Origin of the sequence: Streptomyces sp. NBC_00459 (assembly GCF_036013955.1) — a bacterium.
In the GTDB taxonomy this organism is placed as follows: Bacteria; Actinomycetota; Actinomycetes; order Streptomycetales; family Streptomycetaceae; genus Streptomyces.
Genome location: NZ_CP107903.1, coordinates 3,952,111 through 3,974,280 on the forward strand (window position 1 = coordinate 3,952,111; position 22,170 = coordinate 3,974,280).

Sequence of the window (22,170 nt, forward strand, 5' to 3'; positions counted from 1 at the left end):
ACAGGCGGGTCCGGCGGGTCGGACAGGTCAGACGCCGCTCAGCATCGGCAGCGTCGACAGGTGCTCCTCCGGGACGTCGAAGGCCTGCGTCAGGGTGCTGAGGTGCGGGGCGAGCCGGGTCGTGAGGGCGTGCAGAGTCTCCGGCAGGGCGCGTACCTGGTCGGCGGTGAGGGCCTGTTCGGCGAGCAGCAGGCCACTGCGGGCGCTGACCTGGCGGAGGAGGAAGAGCGCGCTCAGGTCCTCCAGGACGGAGTGCGTGATCGGGTCCGAGACGCTGTCGCAGGCGGCGAGTAAAGCGTCGGCGGCCTGGCCGACCGTGTACGCCTCCACGAGGTTGAGGGCGGCGTCGGACGCGTCGTTCCAGCGGCTGAGGGCGTCGCCGTCGTTGTCGCGACCCAGATCGCGGCGGGCGGCGAGGTGCCAGTAGCGCTCGGCGGTGGCGAGGGCGCGGCGCAGCAGCCCCAGGTCGGTCAACGGCTCGTCGCCGGTGGGCCGGGCGGGCTCCTCCGCCACCTCCAGCCCGAAGATCATCCCGGCGCCGGCGTTGCACCAGATCGCCATGTTGTCGCCCTCGGCGGTGATCGTGCCGTCGATGTCACCGGCCATGGTGGCGATCCCGTTCACGGGGAACAGCCCTCGGGCACCGCACCGTTCCCGGCTCTCGATCGCGATCTCGCGGGCCCGCCAGGTGATCCAGCCCTTGCTGACGGCGACCAGCCGCTCGGCGGCCACGCGGTCCTCGGGCGTGTGGGTGACCCAGCGTTCGGTGGCCGCCCGGTGCAGGAAGGTCATGGCGTAGGCGGTCGCGGTGTGGTCGAGGAGGCGGGTGTGGTGGCTGCGATGGGCGGCGAGCGGGACACGCTGCCCCGCGACCGGCCCGGAGATGTGCCGGGTGTACGAGTACCGGACAGCGATCGCGAGTGCCGTCCGGGCCGCCCCGAGCGCGCAGGCACTCATGCACAGCTTGCCCCCCGTGACCCGGCTGATGGCGTGGAAGAAGCGCTTGCGCGTACTGGCGACCGAGCTGGCGAGGCTTCCGTCCGGCAGGAGTTGTCCGTGGGCGCCCTGGACGAGAGCGGTGCGGGGCAGCCGTACGTTGTCGAAGTTCGTGGCGCAGTGGTCCACCGATGCACCGACGCGCTCCGGCAGCAGGGTGACGGTGATGCCGGGCAGGGTGCCGTACTCGTCGCTCAGCGGGGTGAGGAAGAGGAAGGCGCCCAGGTCCTCGTCGTCGACGATCAGCCGGGCGGCGACCACCGCGGTCTTGGGGCCGCCCGCGGTGCTGGTGTTGGGCATGTACTTCTGCGCCCCGGGGTGCGGGGTGTGCAGGACGAACTCGTCGCGCTCCCTGTCGTACCGGGCGACGGTCTCCAGCGCCGGTACGTCGTTGCCGTGCGCGCGCTCGGTGACCAGGAACGTCCCTATGCGGGACATCGTGGTGAAGTCCGTCAAATCGCGCGGCGGGGAGACCTGGTCGTCGACGACGCTGCCGAGAAAGAGGTTGTAGTGAATGGTGGCCACGGTGACCGTGGGGCCGTCCATGGGGCAGATCCACTCGTGCAACGCCGCTAGTCCGCGAGGGTCGTTGACGAAGTGTTCGGGCGAGGGAACGTGTCTGTTCAGTGCCCTCAGCCGCCGATAGGTGAGCTGCTGTCGCTCCCGGGTCCCCAGTCCCGGCCGATGCCGGAACAGTTCCTCCGAGGCCGCTCTGCGCCAGCGGCCGTGGACCTCGTCTCCGTCCGCTCCGTCACGGAAGAGGAGGCTGGTGATGGCGGCTTGATCAAGCACTGGACGGGGCGTGCGAGTCTCCGTGGTCATGATGATCAAGATGCCCATTGCTATTCGGGGATCAACCAATTGTGACCAGGAGCACTTAAAAATCGGCCAATATACATCATTAATGGACGGGAATCGGCCGAAGTGCGACAGCGGCGATTCAGGCGACTTCGAACACTCAATCGACCCCGGCGGGACGCCCGGCGCCGGCTAAGCGGAATCCGGATCGGGCCGTCTTCCTCGTAACGCTTTTCGTGTCTCGGCCCAAGAACGGGTGAAGGGCGAGTGACGCTACGAACAGGACACGAAGGAGACACCAGTGGACGCTGCGGAGCCGGAGAGGTTACGGGGTGGACCCGCCGAGGCCGTGCGGGACCCGGAGCTCTTCGAGGCGTTCTACCGGCGTCATGTCGACGCGGTGATGCGCTTCGTGGCCCGGCGGGTCGACGACCCCCACACGGCGGCCGACCTGACGGCCGAGATCTTCCTCGCCGTTCTCGACTCGGCCCACACCTACCGCCCGCGCCTGGGCAGCGAGACGGCCTGGCTGTACGGCATCGCACGCAACGTCGTGTCGTCGGAGCGCCGCCGGGTCGCCAGGGAGGCCGAGCGGGACCGGCGCTTCTCCGGGCGGCGGCTGCTGGAGGCCGACGACATAGTCCGCATCGAGGACAAGCTCGACGCCGAGAGTCCCGGGCGGCGCGCCCTGGCCGCTCTCGAACGACTGCCCGAGGGCGAGCGGGCCGTCCTGGAGCTGATCGTGGTCGACCAGCTCACGATCCCGGAGGCGGCGGCCGCGCTGGGCATCCGCCAGGTCACGGCCCGGGTCCGACTCCACCGGGCCCGAAAGGCGCTGCGCGGCGAGGCGAACTCCGAGGCGACTCCCAGGGCTGTGGAGCCGACGCCGGACACATCACTTTTGTACGTCAGGAGGGGCGAGGCATGAGCACGAGGACGACGCCGTTCGAGGAGCGGCTCCTGGCGGAGCTGAAGCGGGAGATCGGGCTGCGCGAGGGCCTGTCGACAGAGGCCGACCCGGGCGGGCGCGGGACGAACGCTTCCGTACGACGTCTGCTCACTCCCCGCCGGATCGCCCTCGCCGCAGCGACCTGTGCGGTGGCCGGGCTCGCCGCGGTGGTCGTACCGGGTACACCGGCCGACTCGGTGGCGTTCGCGGTGGAGAGCCACGGTGACGGCAGTGTCACGCTCACCATCAAGGACCAGTTGATCGGTATCGGGGCCCAGTACGAACTCGCGGAGGAACTGCGCTCGAAGGACATCCAGGTGATGGTGAACGTGCTCCCCCCCGGCTACGTCTGCGACCGGGACGTCGTGGTCTGGGCGACCGGAAAGCACGGCGAACGTGTACCCATCGTCGCCCTTCAGTGGAACCGGGAGATCACCCTGGGCCCGGGCAACGTGCTGGTGTTCGAGAACCTCAGCGGCCACACCCAACCGCACAGGGTCAACGCCTACACAGGCAAGGGCGAGGTCAAGCCCTGCGTCCCCGTGAAGCCCACCCCATGACCGGCACGCCGGACGCCGCATCGCAACGCCTGGCCAGACTGGGCTGGCTGGACGCCCTGCGCGGCATCGCGGCCCTCGTCGTCGTGTTCGACCACTCCTCGTATTCCTTCCTCCCCGAATTCCGGCGGGAGTTGATGCCGGAGTTCAACACCAGCCGGTTCGGCATCATGGTGTTCTTCCTGGTGAGCGGGTACATCATCCCGGCGTCGCTGGAACGCCGGGGCTGCGTGCGGACGTTCTGGATCGGGCGGGTCTTCCGCATCTACCCAATGTGCCTGGCTGTCGTAGCCGCACTCCTCACCCTCAACCTGCTGGGCGTCGCGGACTTGCGCACCGGCCTCGGCACCGTCACCTCCGCCGTCGCCCATCTCACCCTGTTCCAGGAGCTGTTGGGCACCCCCAGCATCCTCCTCGTCCTGTGGACACTCTCCTACGAGATGGCGTTCTACCTCCTGGTCGTCGCCCTCTTCACGGTCCGCCGCCACGAGCGGTCGGCGCCGGTCGCCGTCACCCTGGCCGTGCTGGCAGCCGTGAGCGTGGCGGCGGGGATCACGCTCCCGCCCTCCGCCCTGTCCGACGCGGTCGGCACCGGCCGGCTGGTCGCGCTCGCCGCGGTCGCGCTGGTGGTCGCCATCTGCTGTACGAGCGCCGGATCACCCCGACTCCGCGTGTTCGGGGGTGTGGTGGCCGGGGTCATGGCGCTCGTCCTGGTCCTCTTCAACGGCACGGTTCCGGTGTGGGAGGGCCTGGTGATCCTCGCCGTGATGTTTCTCGGCACGGTCGTCCACCGGGCCGAGCACGGTCGGACCCCCTGGCGGTACGCCGCCCGCACAGCCGTCGTGGTCGTCACCTGCGCCGTGGGCAGCGCGTACGGCTACGGCGACGGGGACCACTTCACACGCCGCGCCTGGATCACGGCGTTCCTGATGGCCGTACTCACCTTCGGCACCGGACTGGCGCTGCGCCACCGCCGGGTACCGCGGGCGCTCATCGCCCTGGGGACGATCAGCTACTCGGTCTACCTGCTGCACCCGGTACTGCTGACGGTCACCGACAGCACGATCGGCCGGTGGCACCAGGACAGCCCCGTACTCGAAGTGGCCTTCTTCGCCGCGCTGTTGCCGCTGTGCGCGCTGACCTATCTCTGCGTCGAGGCGCCGGGCCAGGCATGGGGACGGAGGCTGGCGCGACGCCGCCCGAACAGACCTGGCGCGAGCGGGTCGGGCTCCGACGCCGACCGAATACGTTGGCGCTCGGTCGCGACGGCAGGTAGAAGAGGAGACGATGACCACCTTCTCCTTCGACTTCGACGCGAGTGGCAGCGTTACGAGCTTCAGCGCGCGGCTCCAACCCTCCGAGGCCGCTCTGCTGTACGAGGCTCTGATCTACCCGGGAACGGGAACGGAAGCCGACGACGCCTACCTGACCCTTCTGCTCGGCGCCGGCCGGGACGTGGTCGACGATCTCCTCGCACGCCTGCTCGGGCCGCACGCGGGGCCCTTCGACATTCGGTTCCGCCCGGACGAACTCCACGTGCTGCTCTGTGCGTTGACGAACGCACCCACCCATTTCGTCCAGGCCGGTGGCGAGTTCTGCCAGGAGTCCTTCCACATCCGGCTGGGCCACCTCCGGCAGGAGTTCGACGCCCTGGCCCTGACCATCAACAACGCGGCCTACACGGCGTACATGACCCCTACCACCCACGCCACCCAGGCGGTCCAGACGGTCCAGGCGGTGGCCGAATGAGACTGAGCGTCCGCCTCACGCGAGACGGCGATGAGTTCATCGCCTGGGTACGGCCGTACCAGGCCGACGTCCTGCACCGGGCGCTGACCGTCCTCCTCGACGGCGCGGACGGTGGGGACGGTGGGGACGGCGGGGGCAACGGGGATATCACCCTCGCCATTCGGCTCGGAGCGAGCCGGGAGACCGTCCAGGCCCTCACCGAACGTTTCGCGGTCGGGTGGACGGAGTCACGCGAACTCCGGCTCACCCTGGGAGAGTTGCACCTGATGCACAGCGCCCTGACCGGCGCGCCCGTTCTGTTCCTGGAACGGGGGCTCTTCTCGGAGAGGGCGTTCCACGAAGCGACGGACTCCTACCGCGAGCACTTCGACGAGCTGGCGCTGAGCCTTGTGAACTACCCTCATCAGGACGGAAGTTGACCGACAGGAGCGCAGGGTGACGCAGGACCGGGTCCATATCGAGGGCATCGACACCAGTAGGCCGCACCCTGCCCGGATCTACGACTACCTGCTGGGCGGCAAGGACAACTACGAGGTCGACCAGCAGGCAGGCGACGCGCTCGCCGGCGCGGCACCCGAGGTGCGGATCGGCCTGCGGGCCAACCGCGCCTTCATGCGGCGCGCCGTGCGGCACGTCGTCGCCAGCGGCGTACGTCAGATCCTCGACATCGGCACCGGGCTGCCCACCTCGCCCAACGTCCACGAGGTCGCCCAGGAGCTCGTACCGGAGGTGCGGGTCGCGTACGTCGACAACGACCCGATCGTGAAGGCGCACGCCGACGCGCTGCTGAGCCGCTCCGGTGGCGGGACCAGCACCGTGCTCGCCGATCTGCGCGACCCGCGGGCCGTCCTGGACCACCCCGACGTCCGCCGGGTCATCGACTTCGACGAGCCGGTCGCCCTGCTCCTGGTCGCCGTCGTCCACTTCCTGACCGACGCGGAGAAGCCCGGGGAGATCGTCGCCACCCTGCGCGACGCACTACCGGCCGGCAGCTTCCTGGTCCTCTCGCACGCCACGGGCGACTTCGCGGACCGTACCGACGCCCAGGCCGAGTACAGCAGGAAGGCGACCGCCAGTCTGAACCTGCGCCCCCGCGCCGAGGTGGAGCGGTTCTTCGACGGTTTCGAGCTCCTCGAACCCGGCCTGACCCAGGTCCCGTTCTGGCACCCGGACGCCCCGCCGCCGGAGCGGTCCGAGGAGATCGGTATCTACGGTGGTGTGGCGCGCAAGGTGGGCTGAACGCGCGCGTCGAACACACCCGCGTGGAACGGACGCGTCAGCAGGTCGCGGTCATCGCCCGTCGGACGCCCCGGACCTGATCCTCAGCTCCCGCACGGCGGACGGTACTTCCACTGCGGGAAGTACTGCCGCCATTCGGTGCGAGTGATCGTCGGGAAAACCGTTGCGCAGATCCGGGAGGCGGCGCGTTCGGTGTCGGGGTCCCAGAGCAGGACCGTCCAGTCCTGGCTGCCGGTGGCCAGGGTGCGGCCGTCGGGGCTGAAGGCGAGGGTGTCCACCGGCTTGGTGTGGGCGGTCAGCAGCGCCGGTTCCCGGACCTCGCCGCCGGCTGTCAGACCGTACAGCCGCACCTTCCGGTCGGAGCTCGCGGCGGCCAACTGTCGGCCGCTGGGGGCGAAGGCGACGGACATGATGCCGTCGGTGTAGCCGGTGAGGCGGTCGCGGGCGAGGGGGTGGCGGGGGTCGGCGAGGTTCCACAGGCGTACGGTGCGGTCCTCGCTGCCGGTGGCCAGGGTGCGGCCGTCGGGGCTGAAGGCGACCGACTTCACCGCGCCGGTGTGGCCAGTGAGGACCGAGAGCCGGGCCGGATTCTGTCGGCGGGTGACGTTCCAGAGGGTGGCTGTGCTGTTCCGGCCGGCCACGGCCAGGGTGCGACCGTCGGGGGCGAACGTCACTGAGTCCACCGCGCCGGTCAGCCTCAGGGCGGACAGCGGGCGGGGGTGGCGTACGTCCACCGTGTTCCAGAGGCGTACGCCCTGCTCGCCGCCCGTCGCGAGGGTGCGCCCGTCGGGGCTGAACGCGAGCATGTTGACGTTGCCGATCCGGGCAGGGACCGCCTCCAGCGGGCGGGCGCGGCCTGCTGCTCCCAGGGCCCACATGCGCAGAGTGCCGTCGGCACCGGCGCTGGCCAGGGTGCGGCCGTCGGGGCTGAAGGCGACCGACTGGACGGGCCCGGTATGGCCGGTGAGCGGGGCCAGTGCGCGTGGACGGCGCTTGTCCGCGAGGTTCCACAGGCGCACGGTGCCGTCGTAGCTCGCGCTGGCGAGCATTCGGCCGTCGGGGCTGAAGGAGACAGCGCAGAGTGAACTGGTGTGACCGGTCAGGGCCGGGCCGGGCAGGTCCCAGAGGCGGGTGCTCCGGTCCTCGCTGCCGCTGGCCAGCGTGCGGCCCCGGGGACCGAAGGCCAGCGAACCGACGCTGCCGGTGTGGCCCGGGAGTACCGCCGCCTCACGCGCGGAACCGGAACGGGTCACATCCCATCGGCGTACGGTCGCGTCAGTGCTGCCGGTGGCCAGTTGGCGCCCGTCGGGGCTGACCGCGACGGCGTTGACCGCGTCGGTGTGCGCGATGAGCGTCTGCGTCTCACGGAGCCGACGCGGCCGGGTCACATCCCACAACCGTACGGTGAAGTCGGCGCCACCGGTGACCAGTTGACGCCCGTCCGAGGCGAACGCCACCGCGTTCACCCGGCCGATGTGGCCGGCGCGGCCGGGGTGACCGCGGCGGCCGGGACGGTCGGGACGGTCGGCCTCGCCGGTCCTGTCGGTCGTGCCGGCCCGACCGGGCACGGTCGACAGCAGCCGCAGGTGGTCGTGCGACGCGGCCAGGTTCCACAGCCGCAGCGCCCCGTCACCATGCCCCGTGGCCACCGTCCGCCCGTCCCGGTGGAACGCCACCGAGGTGACGTCGCCGCCCACGTCCATGGTCGTGTGGCCGCCCGGTCGGCGGGGATCCGTCAGCTGCCAGACCCGGATCCCGTCACGGGCGGCGGCCACGAGGGTACGTCCACGTCCCTCGGAGCCGAACCCCACTCCGACGACCGGACCGGCACCGCCCGGCAGCGACGCCGCGAGCCGGGGGTGCCGGAGGTCGCCGAGGTCCCACACCGCCACCGTCCCGTCCTCGCCCCCGGCAGCCAGCAGCCGCCCGTCGGGGCTGACGGCGACCGTGCGGACGGTGCCGCCGAGGCGGCCGACCGTGACCGGCTCGGCCGGCCGGTGCGGATCGGGCACCCGCCGTATCCGCACCGTCCGATCGTCGTCGCCGGTGACCAGGAGGCGCCCGTCGGTGCTGAAGGCAACCGCGGTGACGGCGCCCGTGCCGGTCAGTTCAGTGGCGTACGAAGTGGCGAAGGAGCTGAGTACGCTGCCGCGTGCTTCGGGGGTGGGCGACAGACGGTAGGCGGCCAGACTGAGTTGGGCGGCCAGCGCCGGGTTGACCGTCCGCAGCGCCGCGGCCCGTTCGGCGACCCGCTGGGAGCCGGCGACGTCGCGCTGCTGGTTCGCCGCCCGCTGCGCCCGTACGGCGAGGGCCGCGGTCGTGGTGGTCAGCACGAGCAGGACGCTCAGCAGGCCCACGCCAAGGCGCCGAAACCGGGCCCGGCGCCGCACCGCCATGTGTTCCGCCGCCTGCGCGGCCAGCCCCGCAGCGAGGAACTCCCGCTCCGGCACGGACATCGCCGTACGGTCGAGCCCGGCGGCGAGGGTGAGACGGGTGCCTCGGTAGAGCGCACCGGGCTCCCGGGCCAGTGCCTCCCAGGCCTGCGCGGCGTCGGTGAGGCGGCGCGCCGTCCGGGTGGCCTCGCGGTCCTCGGTCAGCCAGCCGTGCAGCCGGGGCCAGCATCGGATCAGTGCCTCGTGGGCCAGTTCGACCCGCTCGCGGTCCAGGGTCAGCAGTCGTGCGCCGGCCGCCAGGTCCAGTACGGCACGGGTCTCACCGGCACCGTCACCGGCCGGCCCGTCCAGCTCCGCCAGGCCGTCCAGCTCCGCCAGGCGGGCCGGCCGCCGCGTGTCCTCCGTCCCGTCTCCCAGTGCGGTCAGCCGTACGAACACCTGCCGGGCCAGCTTCTGCCGCCCCTCGTCCAGCTGCTGGTAGAACTCCTCGGCGGTGCGTGCGAGGGCGCCCTCCAGACCGCCCGCCGCCTCGAACGCGTCCAGCGTCAGCGCGTTGCCCCGCCGTCGCCGCCACGTCTGCAACAGCGCGTGCGACAACAACGGCAGCACGCCGGCCTGGCCGTGCGCCTGCGCGGTGAGTGTCGCCAGCAACGCGCCCTCGATGGTCAGCCCGGCCTGCTGAGCGGGCTGCACGACGGCACGGCGCAGCTCGTCCAGACTCATCGGCCCGACCGGCACCTGCGCGTCACGCATCGCATCCACCAGGGTCGCGTGGCGGGTGCAGTGCGCGTAGAAGTCGGCGCGTACTCCCAGCGCGACGCGACATCGGCCGCCGGCGTCCGAGGCGGCGGAGACCAGTGCCTCGATGAAGCGGTTGCGCTCGACAGCGTCCTGGCAGAGCGTGAAGGTCTCCTCGAACTGGTCGACGACCAGCACCAGTTCGCCGTCACCGGACCCGGCTGACCGAGCGGCGATCTGTCGGATCAGGCGCCCCAGGTTCTCCGGGTCATCACGTAACTCCCGGTACAGGGCGCCCGGCGTGGCTCCCGCCAACGCCCCCAGTCGCACGGCGCACTCCTCCAGTGGCCGCACCCCAGGCGTCAGTACGACCACCGTCGTCGCAGCCACGGCCTCGAGCCGAGGCACCAACCCGGCCCGCAGCAACGACGACTTGCCCGACCCTGAGGCCCCGATCACCACCACGAACCGCTGCCGCTCCAGCCGCCCGGCCAGTTCCTCCAGTAGCCGTTCCCGCCCGAAGAACCACTTGGCGTCCTGCTCCCGGAAGGAACGCAGCCCCGCGTACGGCGAAGGCGCGCCGCCCTCATCCCCCGGTCCGGGCTCCGGGTACAGCTCCCCCAACAGCTCGGCGGCCTCCCGCCAGCGCTCCCGCCACTCCTCGGTGTCCCCGTCACAGGCGCGCACGTACGCCAGTGTCACCGCGAGCGTCGGCAACCGCTGCCCGGAGGCCGCGGAGGACAGGGTCGAGATCGAATAGTGCGCCTGCTCCGCCAGCCTCCGGTAGGGCGGATTCCCCGCCTTCCGCCTCAACTGCCGCAGCCCTGCGGCGAATTCGAACAGCGGACCGTCCCCCGCGATCAGCGGTCGCTCCTTGCGCGGCATTACCGCCCCTCCCCGATGGTCCCCGTGGCTCCCCGTTTCCCCCGTGCCACACCCTGCACTGCGGAGTCGTATTTTTCAGGACTTGTTTGTTCGGCACCAGGCTCCGAACGCGAACAACGCCAAACCCGCTAAACCTGAAGCCGACGGCCCAGCCGCCCTCGTGGCGACCGGACACCGTCCGCCATGCACCACACACCACGGGCCGCACCGGCACCGACCACAGTGAGTACGCCGCGGCGGACGCGATCCCTGAGGGGGAAGAAGTGACCAGAACGATCCAGAAGAAGAGCGTTCTCGGCCTGATCGGCACAGCGACAGGCCTCGCCGGCCTGCTCCTGGCCGCGGCACCGACGGGCGCGGCGGCGGCGGACACGTCCGCCGCCGCGGCAACGAAGCACTGCGTCGTCCTCGTGGGCAAGGCGCCCGCCGACGGCGGTGCCTCGCCCGAGCTGTACCGGTACTGCTCGAACAAGTCCGCCGCCGACGCCCGCGCCCACCTGAAGTCGTCCGACGCTCTGTCCAAGAGCGGAGGCAGGTCGATTCAGGCGACCGCGCTGATGGAGTGGTACTCCGACCACAACTACGGCGGCAACCAGACCACGGTGTACGGCGACTACGGTCCGTGCGACGGCTCGGGCTACTCACTGCATCCGGACAGTTACTGGTCGACGAACCTCACCTCGGCGCGCGGATACGGCACCTGCACGGTGGCGGTCTTCCACAACCGCGCCCTGAACTACGCCGCCACCGGTCGGCTCCCGGTGCCGAACGTCGGCGGGGCGCTCAACGACAATGTCGGACTCATCCAGGTCTACTACGGCTGAGTTCTGACGATCGGTGACATCCCGGTGTGCCCGGCGGAGCCTTCCGCCGGGCACACCGTGCGTCAGCGGGACGTGAACGCCACGAACTCGGCCCAGGCGGCGCGGGTTATGACGATCGCCGGGCCCCCAGGAGCCACCTTGCTGTCACGGACCGGGACGACGCCTGGGAATCCGGGGGCCACCTCGATGCAGTTGCCGCCGTCGTTGCCGCTGTAGCTGCTCTTGATCCAGGTCGCCGTGTCGAGTTCGTGCCTGTGCATGATGCTCGTAACCCTCCATCACGTCGCTGATCAGAGCGGCGGATTCGCGGGCCGACGGAATGTCCGCCCTGAGCACATCATAGGTCTGGCTATGGCGTAGATAGTCTGCTGGATCATTGCTGAAGTGCCCTTGGCTCAACGACTCCGAGTAGACCCATCGCTCGTCCGCGAGATCGATCAGGGACATGGAACTCTTGGGCGGGACAAGCCCGAAAAGGCCTGTCGGGACCACCTGGATACGGATGTTGGGGCGCTGTCCGACGCCCAACAGATGCGCACACTGGTCCCGCATGACCTCCGGGCTGCCGACCGCGTTGCGCAGACAACTCTCGTCCAGGACAGCGACGTACAACGGCCCGTCGTCCGCAAGGAAGCGCGGCTGGCGGCTCAACCGGGCCCTGACGCGTTCCTCCACCTCGCTGCCGGTCGAGATCTGGGAGAACAGAGCGCGCGCGTAGCCCGGCGCCTGCAACAGGCCGGGGATGACCTGCTCCTGATACTCCCGCAGTGCCACCGCATCCGCGTCCATCCGCGCCCGACGCGCGAACCAGTCCGGATGCTGCACCTCCGGATACCAGTCCACCTTCTTCCACAACCGCAGCAACACCCCGCCCGTACCCAGCAGTTCGTCGCAGGCCTTCGCGAACGTGTCCTGTGGAACGCTGACGCCCGCTTCCACCTTCGCCACATGGGACCGGTCGCACGGGATCTGCTGCGCCAACGCCGCCTGCGTGAGCAGCGCGGCCTCGCGGAAGTGCTTCAACACCTCGCCGAACAGTGCGGCATTGCTGACCCCGGCCCCGGAGCCGTCGTCGCCGTTCCGTCGCACCACGCGTCCCCCTCATGTGCCAATGCCCCATTCGCACGCCCCAGGCGTTGATACGGACCGTTCCCCTCAGCCACGCTCGATACACCCAGAGTAATGACGCGCGTACGGAGTGAGCGGGCATGGCAGAGAAACAGCAGGAAGTACAGCAAGTCGAGTGGCCGACAACCAGGGACGAGCGGCTGAGCGTGAGCGTGCGGGAGGTCAACCGGCGTTCAGTCACTGACCTGTTGACCTCGACGAGCTACCCGACCCCGCCCACCCCCGTACCCGGCTGCGTCACCTGCGACGAGCTGGCCGTGCTGCGGCACCTGGCCCGCCACGAGGGCGACGGCAGCCGGGAGACCGACGCCGATGTGCTGCTCCGCCGCCACCAGCGTCAGACGCATCCCGGGTACGGGGACAACCCGCCGCCTCGACGCCGGATCTTCCGGTACGTGCCGTACTCCATCGTCCAGGACGGCTCCGCCGAGCCCGAGTACGAGGCATGCTGCGTCTCGGGGAACGAGGCCGACTGCGGGGCGGTGTCGGGACGGCACCCGGACCCGGCCGAGGTCGAGGAGTGGCAGCGACGGCACACCCAGGAGACCCGCCACACGCGATACCGCCGCTGCTTCGCCGACTACTCCGTACTGGAGCCGACGGCGTGAGCCGATCGTGACCTCGGTGACCTCGGTCAGCGAGCGTCGCTCTCGGGCTCCGGGCGCGGAAGTTCGTCGAGGTCGAGGGTGAAGGTGCGGCCGTCGGTCCGGGAAGCCGTCGCCGACCTCGGTATCGGTGCCACTCAGGACCTGCTGCGCCGGGCCGAAGAGGTCACCCGGTTCCTGCCCCGGCTCTGGCAGGCCACCGAGGACATCCTGACCAGCAACCCTGACATCACCGAGGTCACCGAACAGATCTCAGAGCGGTACTGATCGTCCACGGGCCGGCCATGTCAATGGGCTCACCCAGCGCGCCAACCACTCCCCCCAGCTCATCGCCCTTACCCCGCCCGCAGAAACCCACCCGTCCGAGAACCGACCCCGGCAGCCGCCTCTGCCCCCGCCGCCTCCGCGACCTGCTCCGGTGTCCCCTCCGCCACCACGAGCCCTCCCCCTGCGCCGCCCTCCGGGCCGAGGTCGACGAGCCAGTCGGAGGCGCGCATGACGTCGAGGTTGTGCTCGATGGTCACCACCGAGTGTCCCGCGTCGACCAGGCGTTGGAGTACGTCGATCAGGCGCGCGGTGTCGGCGGCGTGCAGGCCGGTGGTCGGCTCGTCGAGGAGGTAGAGGGTGCGGCCGGTCGCGCGGCGCCCCAACTCCTTGGCCAGCTTGAGGCGTTGGGCCTCGCCGCCGGAGATGGTGGTGGCGGGCTGGCCCAGCGGGAGGTAGCCGAGGCCCACGTCCGAGAGGCGTTGCAGGCGGGCGGAGATCTGCCGTACTCCCCGGAAGACGGCGAGCGCCTCGTCCACCGTGGCGGCCAGCACCTCGGCGATGTCGTACCCGTCGTAGCGCACCGCGAGCACCTCGCTCCGGAACCGGCGGCCCCGGCAGCCCGGGCACCGCACCTCGACCGCGGGCAGGAAGTGCATGTGCACGGCGAGCACACCGGCGCCCTCGCACCGCTCGCAGCGTCCGCCGGGCACGTTGAAGGAGAAGGCGGCCGGAGTCAGCCCCCTCGACCTCGCCGCATCCTGCGCGGCGAAGAGTTCCCTGACCGGGGTGAAGACGTCGGCGTACGTCGCCGCGTTCGAGCGCGGGAGGCGGCTGATCGGCTCCTGGTCGATCGTCACGACCTTGTCGAGGTGCTCCCAGCCGTCGATACCGTCATGCTCCCCCGGTGGCACCGAAGTCACCGACAACGCCCTTGTCTCATCCAGACGTTGATGTGCCGCCCTGCCCAACACGTCGAGTATCAGGGTCGACTTGCCCGAGCCGGACGGCCCGGTGACCGTCACCAGCCGCCCGAGCGGAATCCGTACCGTGACGTTTTTGAGGTTGTGGGCGCGGGCCCCGCGAATCACCAACTCCGTTCCTGCCTCCGGGCGTTGTTTGCGTGCGGGGTGCTGGAGCCGGCCCGACAGATACGCCCCGGTGACGGACTCTTCCGTCGCCGCCACCTCCTCCGGTGTTCCCTCGGCGACGACCCGGCCGCCGTCCCGGCCCGCGCCCGGACCGATGTCGACGACGTGATCGGCGGCCCACAGCACGTCCAGGTCGTGCTCGATGACGAGGACCGTGTTGCCCAGGTCCCGCAGGCGGCGCAGTACGTCGACGAGGCGGGCCGTGTCGGCGGGGTGCAGTCCGATGGTCGGCTCGTCGAGGACGTACAGCATGCCGGTGAGGCCCGAGCCCAGCAGCGCGGCCAGGCGCAGCCGCTGGGACTCGCCTGCGGAGAGGCTGGTGCTCGACTGGTCGAGGGTGAGGTAGCCGACGCCGGTGTCGACGAGCCGGCGTATCCGTTCCTCCAGGTCGGCGACGACGGGTTCGGCGAACCGCCACTCGTCCCCCGTGGAGAACGCCCTCAACTCCGCTACCCAGTCGGCGAGTTCATCGAGGGGCAGGCGGGACGCGGTCGTGATGCCGAGGCCGTGCACGGTGACGGCCCGGCTCTCGGCGCGCAGTCGTGTCCCCGCGCACGCCCCGCAGGGCTCCTTCACCATCGAGCGCTCGGCCTTCTGCCGGTAGGCGGTGTCGTCGACGCGGTCGGCATAGCGCCGCATGAACGCGGTGACGACTCCCTCGAAACGGCCCCCGGAGACGGTGGCCGGCGGTTCGACGCCCGGGTCGGGGAGGTGACTGCGGAACTCGGGCGACTCGACCCCGTAGAGAAGCAAGTCCCGCGCGGGTATGGGTAGTTCCGCCACCGGGGTGTCAGTGTCGAAGGTGAGGCCGTAGTGGCGGGCCGCGGCTCGCAGCAGGGGCAGGTTCCGCTCGACGAGCTGCCCGGGCCAGCCGCGCACCGCACCGGCGGCGACGCTCGACTCCTCGTCGACCAGGGTCCGTACGTCCACCTGGATCACCTCGCCGAGCCCGGTGCAGGACGGGCAGGCCCCGGCGGGCTTGTTGAAGGAGAAGGAGCCCATGACGAGTTCGGGCACGGGGGCGGAGCAGTGCGGGCAGGCGACACCCCCGCTCCCTTCTGTCTCCTCCTCGTCGTCTTCCGGGGAGCCTGCGTACGACGGCGGGACGGGCTCCCCGCAGCTCGGGCACGGGCGTACGCCGATCCGGGACCACAGCAGCCGCAGATAGGTGAAGACCTCGGTCGCGGTGCCGACCGTCGAACGCGGGCCGCGCCCTGCCGGACGCTGGTCGACGCTGACGGACGGGGACAGGCCGGTGATCGAGTCGACGGAGGGCCGGCTGACACCGGCGGTCGCCACGCCCCACGCCTCCATGTACTGACGGTGGCTCTCTCGGTGGAGGGTGTCGAGGGCGAGCGTGGACTTGCCGGAACCGGAGAGACCGGTCACGACGACCAGTTTCTGCTTCGGGATCGCGAGCGAGATGTTCTTGAGGTTGTGGAGACGGGCACCTTTGATGTGCATCACGGAACTTCGGTCATCCATACCTTCAAGTTTTTCATTGAAGTTCCTCTTGAGGCTTTCCCTCATAAACCCTGGGAGTGACTTGGCTTGACTGCCTCTAAGCTTCAAATCCGTGAAGAACCATGAGGTACGGCTGCGGCCCGTCGATCTCGCCCGACTGTCCGGCCTGTCCACTCAGCAGATCCGCAACTACGAGGACGCGGGCGTCCTGCCCCCGGCGGCCCGGACGGAGTCGGGGTACCGCGTCTTCGGGGACGTACACCGTCGCGCGCTCCTGACCTACCGGGCCCTTCAGCCCGGGTACGGGCCACTGGCGGCGACCGCCGTCATGCGCGCCCTGCACGACGGGGACCTGCCGGGCGCCCTCGCGCTCGTCGACGCGGCACACGCCGGGCTGCACGAGCAGCGGACAGCACTGCGGGCGACGCGCGAGGCACTGGAGGCGCTGGCCCGCCGGCGGACCCCGAAGGCGACGCCCCATACGACCGACCTGCGGATCGGCGAGGTGGCCGCACTGCTCGGCGTACGGACGTCCGCGCTGCGGGTGTGGGAGACGGCGGGCCTGCTCACCCCGGCCCGCGAACGCGGCACGCGCTACCGGCAGTTCGGCCCCGACGACGTCCGCGACGCCCGCCTGATCCAGACCCTCCGCCGCAGCCACTACCCCCTGGACCAGATCCGTCCCGTACTGGAGGAACTGCGCCTGCGGGGCGGCACGGAGGCGCTGCGAGCGGCGGTCGAGGCACGCGGGGAGGCACTGGCGGGGCGTACCCGGGCGATGCTGGCGGGGGCGGGGCGGCTGGCGGAGTACATCGAGCACGTCGAAGTCGTCGAGGGTGTCGAGCGCCCCTCCCTGAACCTCTAAGGCACCAGATCCAGCATCACCGCACGCGGGAGCGACGGATTGCCGGCCGCCGCCTTCACCACCTGCCGGTCCTCGTCGGCGAGCAACTCCACGACGGCCTGGGGCGGGAGGGCCGGGTGACCGGCGGCTATGGATCTCGCCTCGTCGTCCGCCAGGCAGGCGAGCAGCGCCCGCGGTGTCGCGTTGCGATGCCGGGCGACCTCGCGGAACACCTTCTTCACCGGCGGTTGGTGGCGGGTGAGGTCCTCCAGCAGCGTCCCGGACGCGTCCGGGTTGGTCGCCACCTTGGCGAGGACCCGGACCCCGTGCCGGTCGACCATGTCACGCAGTTGCGCCTCGGAGAGGCCAGGGTGCGGGGCGATGGTCTTGAGCACCTTCGCGTCGGGGTCGGTTGCCAGCGCGTCGCGGATCCCGGCGGGCAGATCCCGCCGCAGCGCCAGGAGCATCCGTACGGCCGACTCGGTCGAGCGGGCCAGTTCCTCGACCTCGGCGGGGGACGCGGTCGCGATCCTTGGTGGCAGGTCGGCGCGGAGTTTCGTGGTCGCGGCCAGCCGGACGAGGACATCGAGCGGCACGTTGGGGTTGTGCGCGAGGTGGCACCGTACGTCCTGGTCCTCGTCGTCGGCCAGGGCGCGCATCAGGGCGTCGTCGATCAGCGGGTTCCCGGCGAGGTAGGCGCGGATGCCCGGAACGGGATCCACGGCGAGACGTCGGCTCACCTCCGGGGGAAGGTCGGGGCGGTCGACGAGGGCCCAGCGCAGCCGCTTCGACGGGTGGTCCGCGAAAGCGACCACGGCTTCGGTGGGTGTGGCCCGGTTCTGCAGAGCCGCGTGCCGTATGTCGTGCACGGCGGACCCATGGGTGCCGTCACAGGTGGCGTCCGGCGGCAGACCGAAGTCGGTCTCCTCGCGGTCGCAGACCAGGCACCGTCGCGCGGGGGGCAGCTGCTCGCCGTCGATCAGTGCCGCCAGTACGGCCGGCGGAGTCGCCTCGTTCCAGGCCACCGACCGGCGGACCTCGGCGTGCGGATGCTCCGCAAGCCTCGTGACGACCTCCGGAGTCGCCGTCCACAGCGCGAGTTCCGCGACGACCTGCACGTCCGGGTCTGCGGCGAGCATCTCGACGGCGTCGGGCGGGAGGCCCCCGTATTCGGCCAGTCGTTGCCGGTTCCAGGAATCCGGGTCCGCCGCGAGGACACGGCCCCACTCCGGGTCGCCGCGCCCCTCGTCGAGCAGGGCGAGAGCGGCGTCCGGGTCGGCCGCGGGATCGACGTCGGCGGTGGTCAGACGGCCCTCGCGGGCAAGCGGTACGCCGGTCTCCGGGACGCGCGTGTACAGCGCGAGCGCCTGCGCGTCGCTGAGGTCGGCGCGGCCGGCGAGATCATCGGCGAAGTCTGCGTCCTCGTCCACGTCGGGACCCGCGAACGCGATCAGCCGGTCGACGAGTTCGGACGGAAGAGCGGTGTTGGCGGCGAGCCCGCACAGGACATGGCCATGGACGTGGGTCACAGGAGCATTCTCGCCGGGGCGCCGCACGGTCGTCAGGCATTTTTTCGCGTACCCCGCCCGGCCCGGTCCCCCACGACAGTCGATCGTCTGGACAATGTGCGGCGAATTTTGACACGGTGGTGCGAGCCGGCCGGCATTCGAACGCGCGAGCGAAACAAACCCGACCCCGCCTTGAGGGAGTTCACCGTGTCGTCGCCTCTCCCGCCCTCCGCCCACCCCGGCCTCGCCCCCGAAGCCGCCGCCTTCTACCGCACCCACAGCACCTTCTCCGACCCCGGCGACCTCGCCCGGCTGTATGCGGATCTCCCCGCAGACCCAGCCCGACTCGCCCGCACAGCACGCGACTTGGTGATCCATCGGGGCGAGGGCGACCAGTTCCGCCACACGCATCCCACCGACCGGCTGCACCACGACGCCGATGCCCGCTACGTCGACGACATCCTCCGGATCGTGATCGCGCGCGACGGCTCGCCGCTGACCCGGCGGCGCACGGCCGGGGACCGGTTCGTCGGTGTCTGCCGGGACTTCGCGCTGCTGCACTGCTCGTTACTGCGGCACAGCGGCATTCCCGCCCGGGTGCGGTCCGGTTTCGCCGACTACTTCCGGACGGACGGCTTCCACTGCGATCACGTCGTCACCGAGTACTGGGACGAGTCGCGCGGCTGGCTCCTCGCCGACGCTCAGCTCGCCGATCCGGACGTGAAGGCCGCCGGTCGCGTCGACTTCGACCCGATGGACGTACCGCGTGACCGTTTCCAGGTCGCCGGCCGGGCCTGGCGGGACATCCGGGCCGGGGACGCCGACCCCGACACCTTCGGGCTCTGCCCGCCGGAGGACGGGCCGCTGAACGGCGAGTGGTTCGTGGCCGGCAACATACGGCTCGACCTCGCCGCGCTGAACAAGGTGGAGACCCTGCTGTGGGACATCTGGGGCACGGAGGCCGAGGCGGACGGGCGGACCATGACCGAGCCCGTCCGTGAGCTGTACGACCGGGTGTCGGTGATCGTCGCCCCCGACGCTCCCGACGACGTTCCCTTCGAGGCCGCCCGGCGGATCTTCGCCTCGGAGGACGGGCTGCGGACACCGAGGACCGTGCTGGAGTGGTCCGAGTACAACCCGCCCCGTCAGGTCACCCTCCGGCCCTTCTGACCTCGCCCAGGCCCGCGCGGACCCCGGCGCCCTCGCCGTCCCCTACGCCACCGTCCGCAGACCACCCGCTCCCAGCCCGAGCCCCGCCCCCGTCCCCCGCACCACCCGCCACGCGCAGGTCGCCGTGAGCAGTTCGCCGAGCAGGTCCGGGTCGTCGATCTCCAGGCCGAGGAGGGACTCGATGCGTTCCAGGCGCTGGTAGAGGGACTGGCGGCCGATGTGGAGGAGGGTCGCCGTGCGGGTGGGTGAGCAGCCGTTGCGGAGGTGGACCTCCAGGGTGCGGACCAGGTCGCTGGGGTGGGCCGCCTCCCAGGCCAGAAGAGGGCCCAGGGTGTGCTGGACCAGGCGGGTCAGGCGGTCCTGGTTGGCGTCCACGCCCCCTCGGGTCAGTTCGCGTTCGAGGGCGAGCGCCCGGGACGACGTCACCAGGGGGCCCTGCGGGGCGTTCGGCTCCGGTGGCGGCACCGTCAGGGCCAGTTCCAGGGTCGTACGGGCCGCGCGCAGCGTCTCGCTCCAGCGCAGCCAGCCGTTGCCCGCGTCGACGGCGTGGCCCACGGCGACGGTGAGGCCGGGGGCGGCTGCCGTACGGAAGGCGTCCTGCACCGCCCGTACGGGGTCCCGTCCCGTCTTCGCCCCCGACCCCGGCAGGACGGCGACGAGGGCGAGCACGTCCCCCGGGAAGGCGGCCCGCAGCACCGACCCGCCCAGGGTGCGCGCCGCCCGGTCCACCGCACCGACGTCGCGCGTGCCGTGCACGGAGACGCCGATCAGCTGGGCGCCCGGGCCCGGGTGGAAGCCGGCGAGGGCGGCGCGGGCCTCGACCTCGGGCTGGTTGAGGGCCTGGCCGTCGGCGAGGTCGGCGAGCAGGGCGGCGGTGTGGTCGTCCCCCCAGGGGCGGACCACCGTACGGCCGGACAGGCCCCGGGCGACGATCGCACGGTTGGCGGCCTCCGTGATGCGTACGAAGGGGACGACTCGGCGCAGGGCGAGGAGGGGCAGGCCGAGGCGGCGGGCCTCGTCCGTCACCTCGGGCGGCATGGCGGGCAGCGAGCGGCCGATCTCCACGGCCAGGCCCGCCGCGCCCCGGGCGGTCAGCTCACGCACGTACCGGCGCCGTACCTCCTCGTCGGTGTCGGTGAGGCCGAAACCGTTGGTCAGCAGCAGTTCGCCGCCGTCGAGGAAGTTCGCGCCCTCGTACACCTCGCTGGAGTGCACCCAGCGCACCGGGCGGTCCAACGCGGCCTCGCCGGTGAGGAGTTCGGGCTCGGCGGCGCGGACCGGGTCGAGGGCCAGGACTTCACGGAGGGTGAGTGCGGGCACGGGTGCCTCCCAAGGCGCTGACACTTCGTCCTGCTGGGGGATGCCCGGAGAGTACTTTCCGCACGTTGCCCCGGTGTTTCCGCCGACGCAGAGTGAACCCATGGACCAGGTGCATCAGGGAGGCCGGATGGATCAGCTGGATCAGGCACTGGCACGGTCGTGGCTCGCCGTCGCCGTCGAGGAGGCCCGTGCCGGGCTCGCCGAGGGCGGTATCCCGATCGGCGCCGCGCTCTACGGCGCCGACGGCACGCTGCTCGGGCGTGGGCACAACCGGCGCGTCCAGGACGGTGACCCGTCGACGCACGGCGAGACCGCCGCGTTCCGGAATGCGGGACGGCAGCGCTCGTACCGTGGGACGACCATGGTCACCACGCTCTCCCCGTGCTGGTACTGCTCCGGTCTGGTCCGGCAGTTCGGTATCTCCCGGGTGGTCGTGGGAGAGGCCGTCACCTTTCACGGCGGCCACGACTGGCTCGCCGAGCACGGCGTCGAGATCGTGCTGCTCGACGATCCCGAGTGCGTCGACATGATGCGCGACTTCATCACGAACAATCCCGCACTGTGGAATGAGGACATCGGTGAGTAACCCCACGTCGAGCGAGCCAACGTCGGCGGCGGCCCCCGCCGCACCCCGTATCCCCACCGTCGACCTGCGGCCCTGGCTGTCCGGCGACGCGGAGGCCCGGGCCGACATCGCCCGTACCGTCGACTCCGCGCTCCAGACCGCCGGTTTCCTGCTGGTCACCGGGCACGGCGTCGACCCCGCCCTGCGGACCGGCATCCGGGAGGCGGCCCGCGCCTTCTTCGCGCTGCCGGCCGAGGTGAAGGAGCGGTATGCGGTCAAGGTGGGTGGGAGGGGGTGGCTGGGGCCGGGGGCCGAGGCGAACGGGTACTCGGAGGGGACCGAGACCCCGCCCGACCTGAAGGAGTCGCTGACCTTCGCCACGCACGAGCCCTTCGACGACCCGGCCGTCAACGCCGAGTGGTACGCGCCCAACGTGTGGCCCGCCGAGGCGCCCGAGCTGCGGAGCCTTTGCGAGGAGTATCTGAGGCGGATGGGCGAGCTGGAGAAGGAGCTGCTGACTCTCCTCGGGTCCGCTCTCGGGCTCGAACCCGACTTCTTCTCCCGGCACATGGACCATCCGACGTACGGCTTCAACATCAACTGGTATCCGGGGGTCGAGGTCGTCGGCGAGCCGGAGCCCGGGCAGTTCCGGATCGGGCCGCACACCGACTTCGGGACGGTCACCATCCTCGACCGGCAGGCCGGGAAGGGCGGGCTGCAGGTCTACACGGACGAGGGCGGCTGGGAGGACGCGCCCTTCGACCCCGAGGCGTTCACCATCAACATCGGTGACCTGATGGCCCGTTGGACCGGCGACCGCTGGCGCTCGGGCCGGCACCGGGTGCTGCCGCCGCCGGCCGACTCCCCCGCCGAGGAGCTGATGTCCCTCGTCTACTTCGGCGAGTGCACCCCGGGCACGATCGTCGAGTCGGTACCCGCGCCGGTGGGCCGGGTCGCGTACGAGGCCTTCGACTCGCACGTATACCTGCGGGGGCAGCTGGACTCGATCACGGTCGAGTAGAA

The 22,170-nt window shown here is 71.1% G+C and carries 18 protein-coding genes; 11 read left to right on the plus strand and 7 right to left on the minus strand.

Annotated features, from left to right (window positions below; all coding sequences use genetic code 11):
* Positions 1-27 precede the first annotated feature (27 nt).
* Entirely contained in the window at positions 28-1,818 is a 1,791-nt protein-coding gene (locus OHN74_RS17235) for an acyl-CoA dehydrogenase family protein (protein ID WP_327695422.1), read from the minus strand.
* 277 nt (positions 1,819-2,095) lie between these two features.
* Here OHN74_RS17235 and OHN74_RS17240 point away from each other — a divergent pair, with 277 nt between their 5' ends.
* The 4 genes from OHN74_RS17240 to OHN74_RS17255 are packed head-to-tail and all read left to right on the plus strand — an operon-like array spanning position 2,096 to position 6,288.
* The gene (locus tag OHN74_RS17240; RefSeq protein WP_327695423.1) at positions 2,096-2,722 is read left to right on the plus strand and encodes an RNA polymerase sigma factor; all 627 of its coding nucleotides are present in this window, start codon (positions 2,096-2,098) and stop codon (positions 2,720-2,722) included.
* Positions 2,719-3,303 carry a hypothetical protein gene (locus OHN74_RS17245; protein ID WP_327695424.1) on the plus strand — a complete coding sequence of 195 codons (585 nt, stop codon included), beginning with the start codon at positions 2,719-2,721 and terminating at the stop codon, positions 3,301-3,303. Before OHN74_RS17240 ends, OHN74_RS17245 begins: the two co-directional genes overlap by 4 nt.
* Positions 3,300-5,468, plus strand: a complete 2,169-nt coding sequence (locus tag OHN74_RS42895) for an acyltransferase family protein (protein WP_443060402.1) — start codon at positions 3,300-3,302, stop codon at positions 5,466-5,468. The genes OHN74_RS17245 and OHN74_RS42895 overlap by 4 nt, the downstream gene beginning before the upstream one ends.
* 16 nt (positions 5,469-5,484) lie before the next feature.
* Entirely contained in the window at positions 5,485-6,288 is an 804-nt protein-coding gene (locus tag OHN74_RS17255) for an SAM-dependent methyltransferase (protein ID WP_327695425.1), read from the plus strand.
* 83 nt (positions 6,289-6,371) lie between these two features.
* Here the strand turns inward: OHN74_RS17255 and OHN74_RS17260 are convergent, their stop codons facing one another.
* Complete coding sequence (locus OHN74_RS17260; RefSeq protein ID WP_327695426.1) at positions 6,372-10,304, minus strand: nSTAND1 domain-containing NTPase; 3,933 nt, start codon at positions 10,302-10,304, stop codon at positions 6,372-6,374.
* A gap of 263 nt (positions 10,305-10,567) precedes the next feature.
* On the opposite strand from OHN74_RS17260, the gene OHN74_RS17265 reads away from it, so the two are divergent.
* On the plus strand, positions 10,568-11,128 hold the full coding sequence (locus tag OHN74_RS17265; RefSeq protein WP_327695427.1) for a hypothetical protein: 561 nt from the start codon (positions 10,568-10,570) through the stop codon (positions 11,126-11,128).
* A 62-nt stretch (positions 11,129-11,190) separates the two neighbouring features.
* Here the strand turns inward: OHN74_RS17265 and OHN74_RS17270 are convergent, their stop codons facing one another.
* Positions 11,191-11,310: a DUF397 domain-containing protein gene (locus tag OHN74_RS17270; protein ID WP_327695428.1), complete on the minus strand. Its 120-nt coding sequence runs from the start codon at positions 11,308-11,310 to the stop codon at positions 11,191-11,193.
* Positions 11,273-12,220 carry a DUF5753 domain-containing protein gene (locus OHN74_RS17275; protein WP_327695429.1) on the minus strand — a complete coding sequence of 316 codons (948 nt, stop codon included), beginning with the start codon at positions 12,218-12,220 and terminating at the stop codon, positions 11,273-11,275. The genes OHN74_RS17270 and OHN74_RS17275 overlap by 38 nt, the downstream gene beginning before the upstream one ends.
* 116 nt (positions 12,221-12,336) lie before the next feature.
* Here OHN74_RS17275 and OHN74_RS17280 point away from each other — a divergent pair, with 116 nt between their 5' ends.
* Together OHN74_RS17280 and OHN74_RS17285 are read left to right on the plus strand one after the other, a co-directional pair.
* Entirely contained in the window at positions 12,337-12,864 is a 528-nt protein-coding gene (locus OHN74_RS17280) for a DUF7848 domain-containing protein (RefSeq protein WP_327695431.1), read from the plus strand.
* A 78-nt stretch (positions 12,865-12,942) separates the two neighbouring features.
* Complete coding sequence (locus OHN74_RS17285; protein WP_327695432.1) at positions 12,943-13,128, plus strand: hypothetical protein; 186 nt, start codon at positions 12,943-12,945, stop codon at positions 13,126-13,128.
* A gap of 68 nt (positions 13,129-13,196) precedes the next feature.
* Here the strand turns inward: OHN74_RS17285 and uvrA are convergent, their stop codons facing one another.
* Positions 13,197-15,761, minus strand: a complete 2,565-nt coding sequence (uvrA, locus tag OHN74_RS17290) for an excinuclease ABC subunit UvrA (RefSeq protein WP_327695433.1) — start codon at positions 15,759-15,761, stop codon at positions 13,197-13,199.
* A 91-nt stretch (positions 15,762-15,852) separates the two neighbouring features.
* Here uvrA and OHN74_RS17295 point away from each other — a divergent pair, with 91 nt between their 5' ends.
* On the plus strand, positions 15,853-16,605 hold the full coding sequence (locus OHN74_RS17295; protein WP_327695434.1) for a MerR family transcriptional regulator: 753 nt from the start codon (positions 15,853-15,855) through the stop codon (positions 16,603-16,605).
* Here OHN74_RS17295 and OHN74_RS17300 read toward each other — a convergent pair.
* The gene (locus tag OHN74_RS17300; RefSeq protein WP_327695435.1) at positions 16,602-18,113 is read right to left on the minus strand and encodes a hypothetical protein; all 1,512 of its coding nucleotides are present in this window, start codon (positions 18,111-18,113) and stop codon (positions 16,602-16,604) included. The two genes, OHN74_RS17295 and OHN74_RS17300, sit on opposite strands and share 4 nt — an antisense overlap.
* 186 nt (positions 18,114-18,299) lie before the next feature.
* On the opposite strand from OHN74_RS17300, the gene OHN74_RS17305 reads away from it, so the two are divergent.
* Complete coding sequence (locus OHN74_RS17305) at positions 18,300-19,262, plus strand: transglutaminase-like domain-containing protein (protein WP_327695436.1); 963 nt, start codon at positions 18,300-18,302, stop codon at positions 19,260-19,262.
* 42 nt (positions 19,263-19,304) lie between these two features.
* Here OHN74_RS17305 and OHN74_RS17310 read toward each other — a convergent pair whose 3' ends face one another.
* Positions 19,305-20,582 (minus strand): PucR family transcriptional regulator, encoded by a 1,278-nt coding sequence (locus tag OHN74_RS17310; RefSeq protein ID WP_327695437.1) that lies wholly within the window; start codon positions 20,580-20,582, stop codon positions 19,305-19,307.
* Between the two features lie 127 nt (positions 20,583-20,709).
* Here OHN74_RS17310 and OHN74_RS17315 point away from each other — a divergent pair, with 127 nt between their 5' ends.
* Together OHN74_RS17315 and OHN74_RS17320 are read left to right on the plus strand one after the other, a co-directional pair.
* Positions 20,710-21,168: a nucleoside deaminase gene (locus OHN74_RS17315; protein ID WP_327695438.1), complete on the plus strand. Its 459-nt coding sequence runs from the start codon at positions 20,710-20,712 to the stop codon at positions 21,166-21,168.
* Positions 21,161-22,168 carry an isopenicillin N synthase family dioxygenase gene (locus OHN74_RS17320; protein WP_327695439.1) on the plus strand — a complete coding sequence of 336 codons (1,008 nt, stop codon included), beginning with the start codon at positions 21,161-21,163 and terminating at the stop codon, positions 22,166-22,168. Before OHN74_RS17315 ends, OHN74_RS17320 begins: the two co-directional genes overlap by 8 nt.
* Positions 22,169-22,170 lie beyond the last annotated feature (2 nt).

Bases quoted from the DNA above. Each gene is read 5' to 3' on its own strand.
- OHN74_RS17260 (WP_327695426.1), bottom strand. From the start codon at position 10,304: ATGCCGCGCAAGGAGCGACCGCTGATCGCGGGGGACGGTCCGCTGTTC.
- uvrA (WP_327695433.1), bottom strand. From the start codon at position 15,761: ATGGATGACCGAAGTTCCGTGATGCACATCAAAGGTGCCCGTCTCCAC.
- OHN74_RS17235 (WP_327695422.1), bottom strand. From the start codon at position 1,818: ATGACCACGGAGACTCGCACGCCCCGTCCAGTGCTTGATCAAGCCGCC.
- OHN74_RS42895 (WP_443060402.1), top strand. From the start codon at position 3,300: ATGACCGGCACGCCGGACGCCGCATCGCAACGCCTGGCCAGACTGGGC.
- OHN74_RS17315 (WP_327695438.1), top strand. From the start codon at position 20,710: ATGGATCAGCTGGATCAGGCACTGGCACGGTCGTGGCTCGCCGTCGCC.
- OHN74_RS17280 (WP_327695431.1), top strand. From the start codon at position 12,337: ATGGCAGAGAAACAGCAGGAAGTACAGCAAGTCGAGTGGCCGACAACC.
- OHN74_RS17245 (WP_327695424.1), top strand. From the start codon at position 2,719: ATGAGCACGAGGACGACGCCGTTCGAGGAGCGGCTCCTGGCGGAGCTG.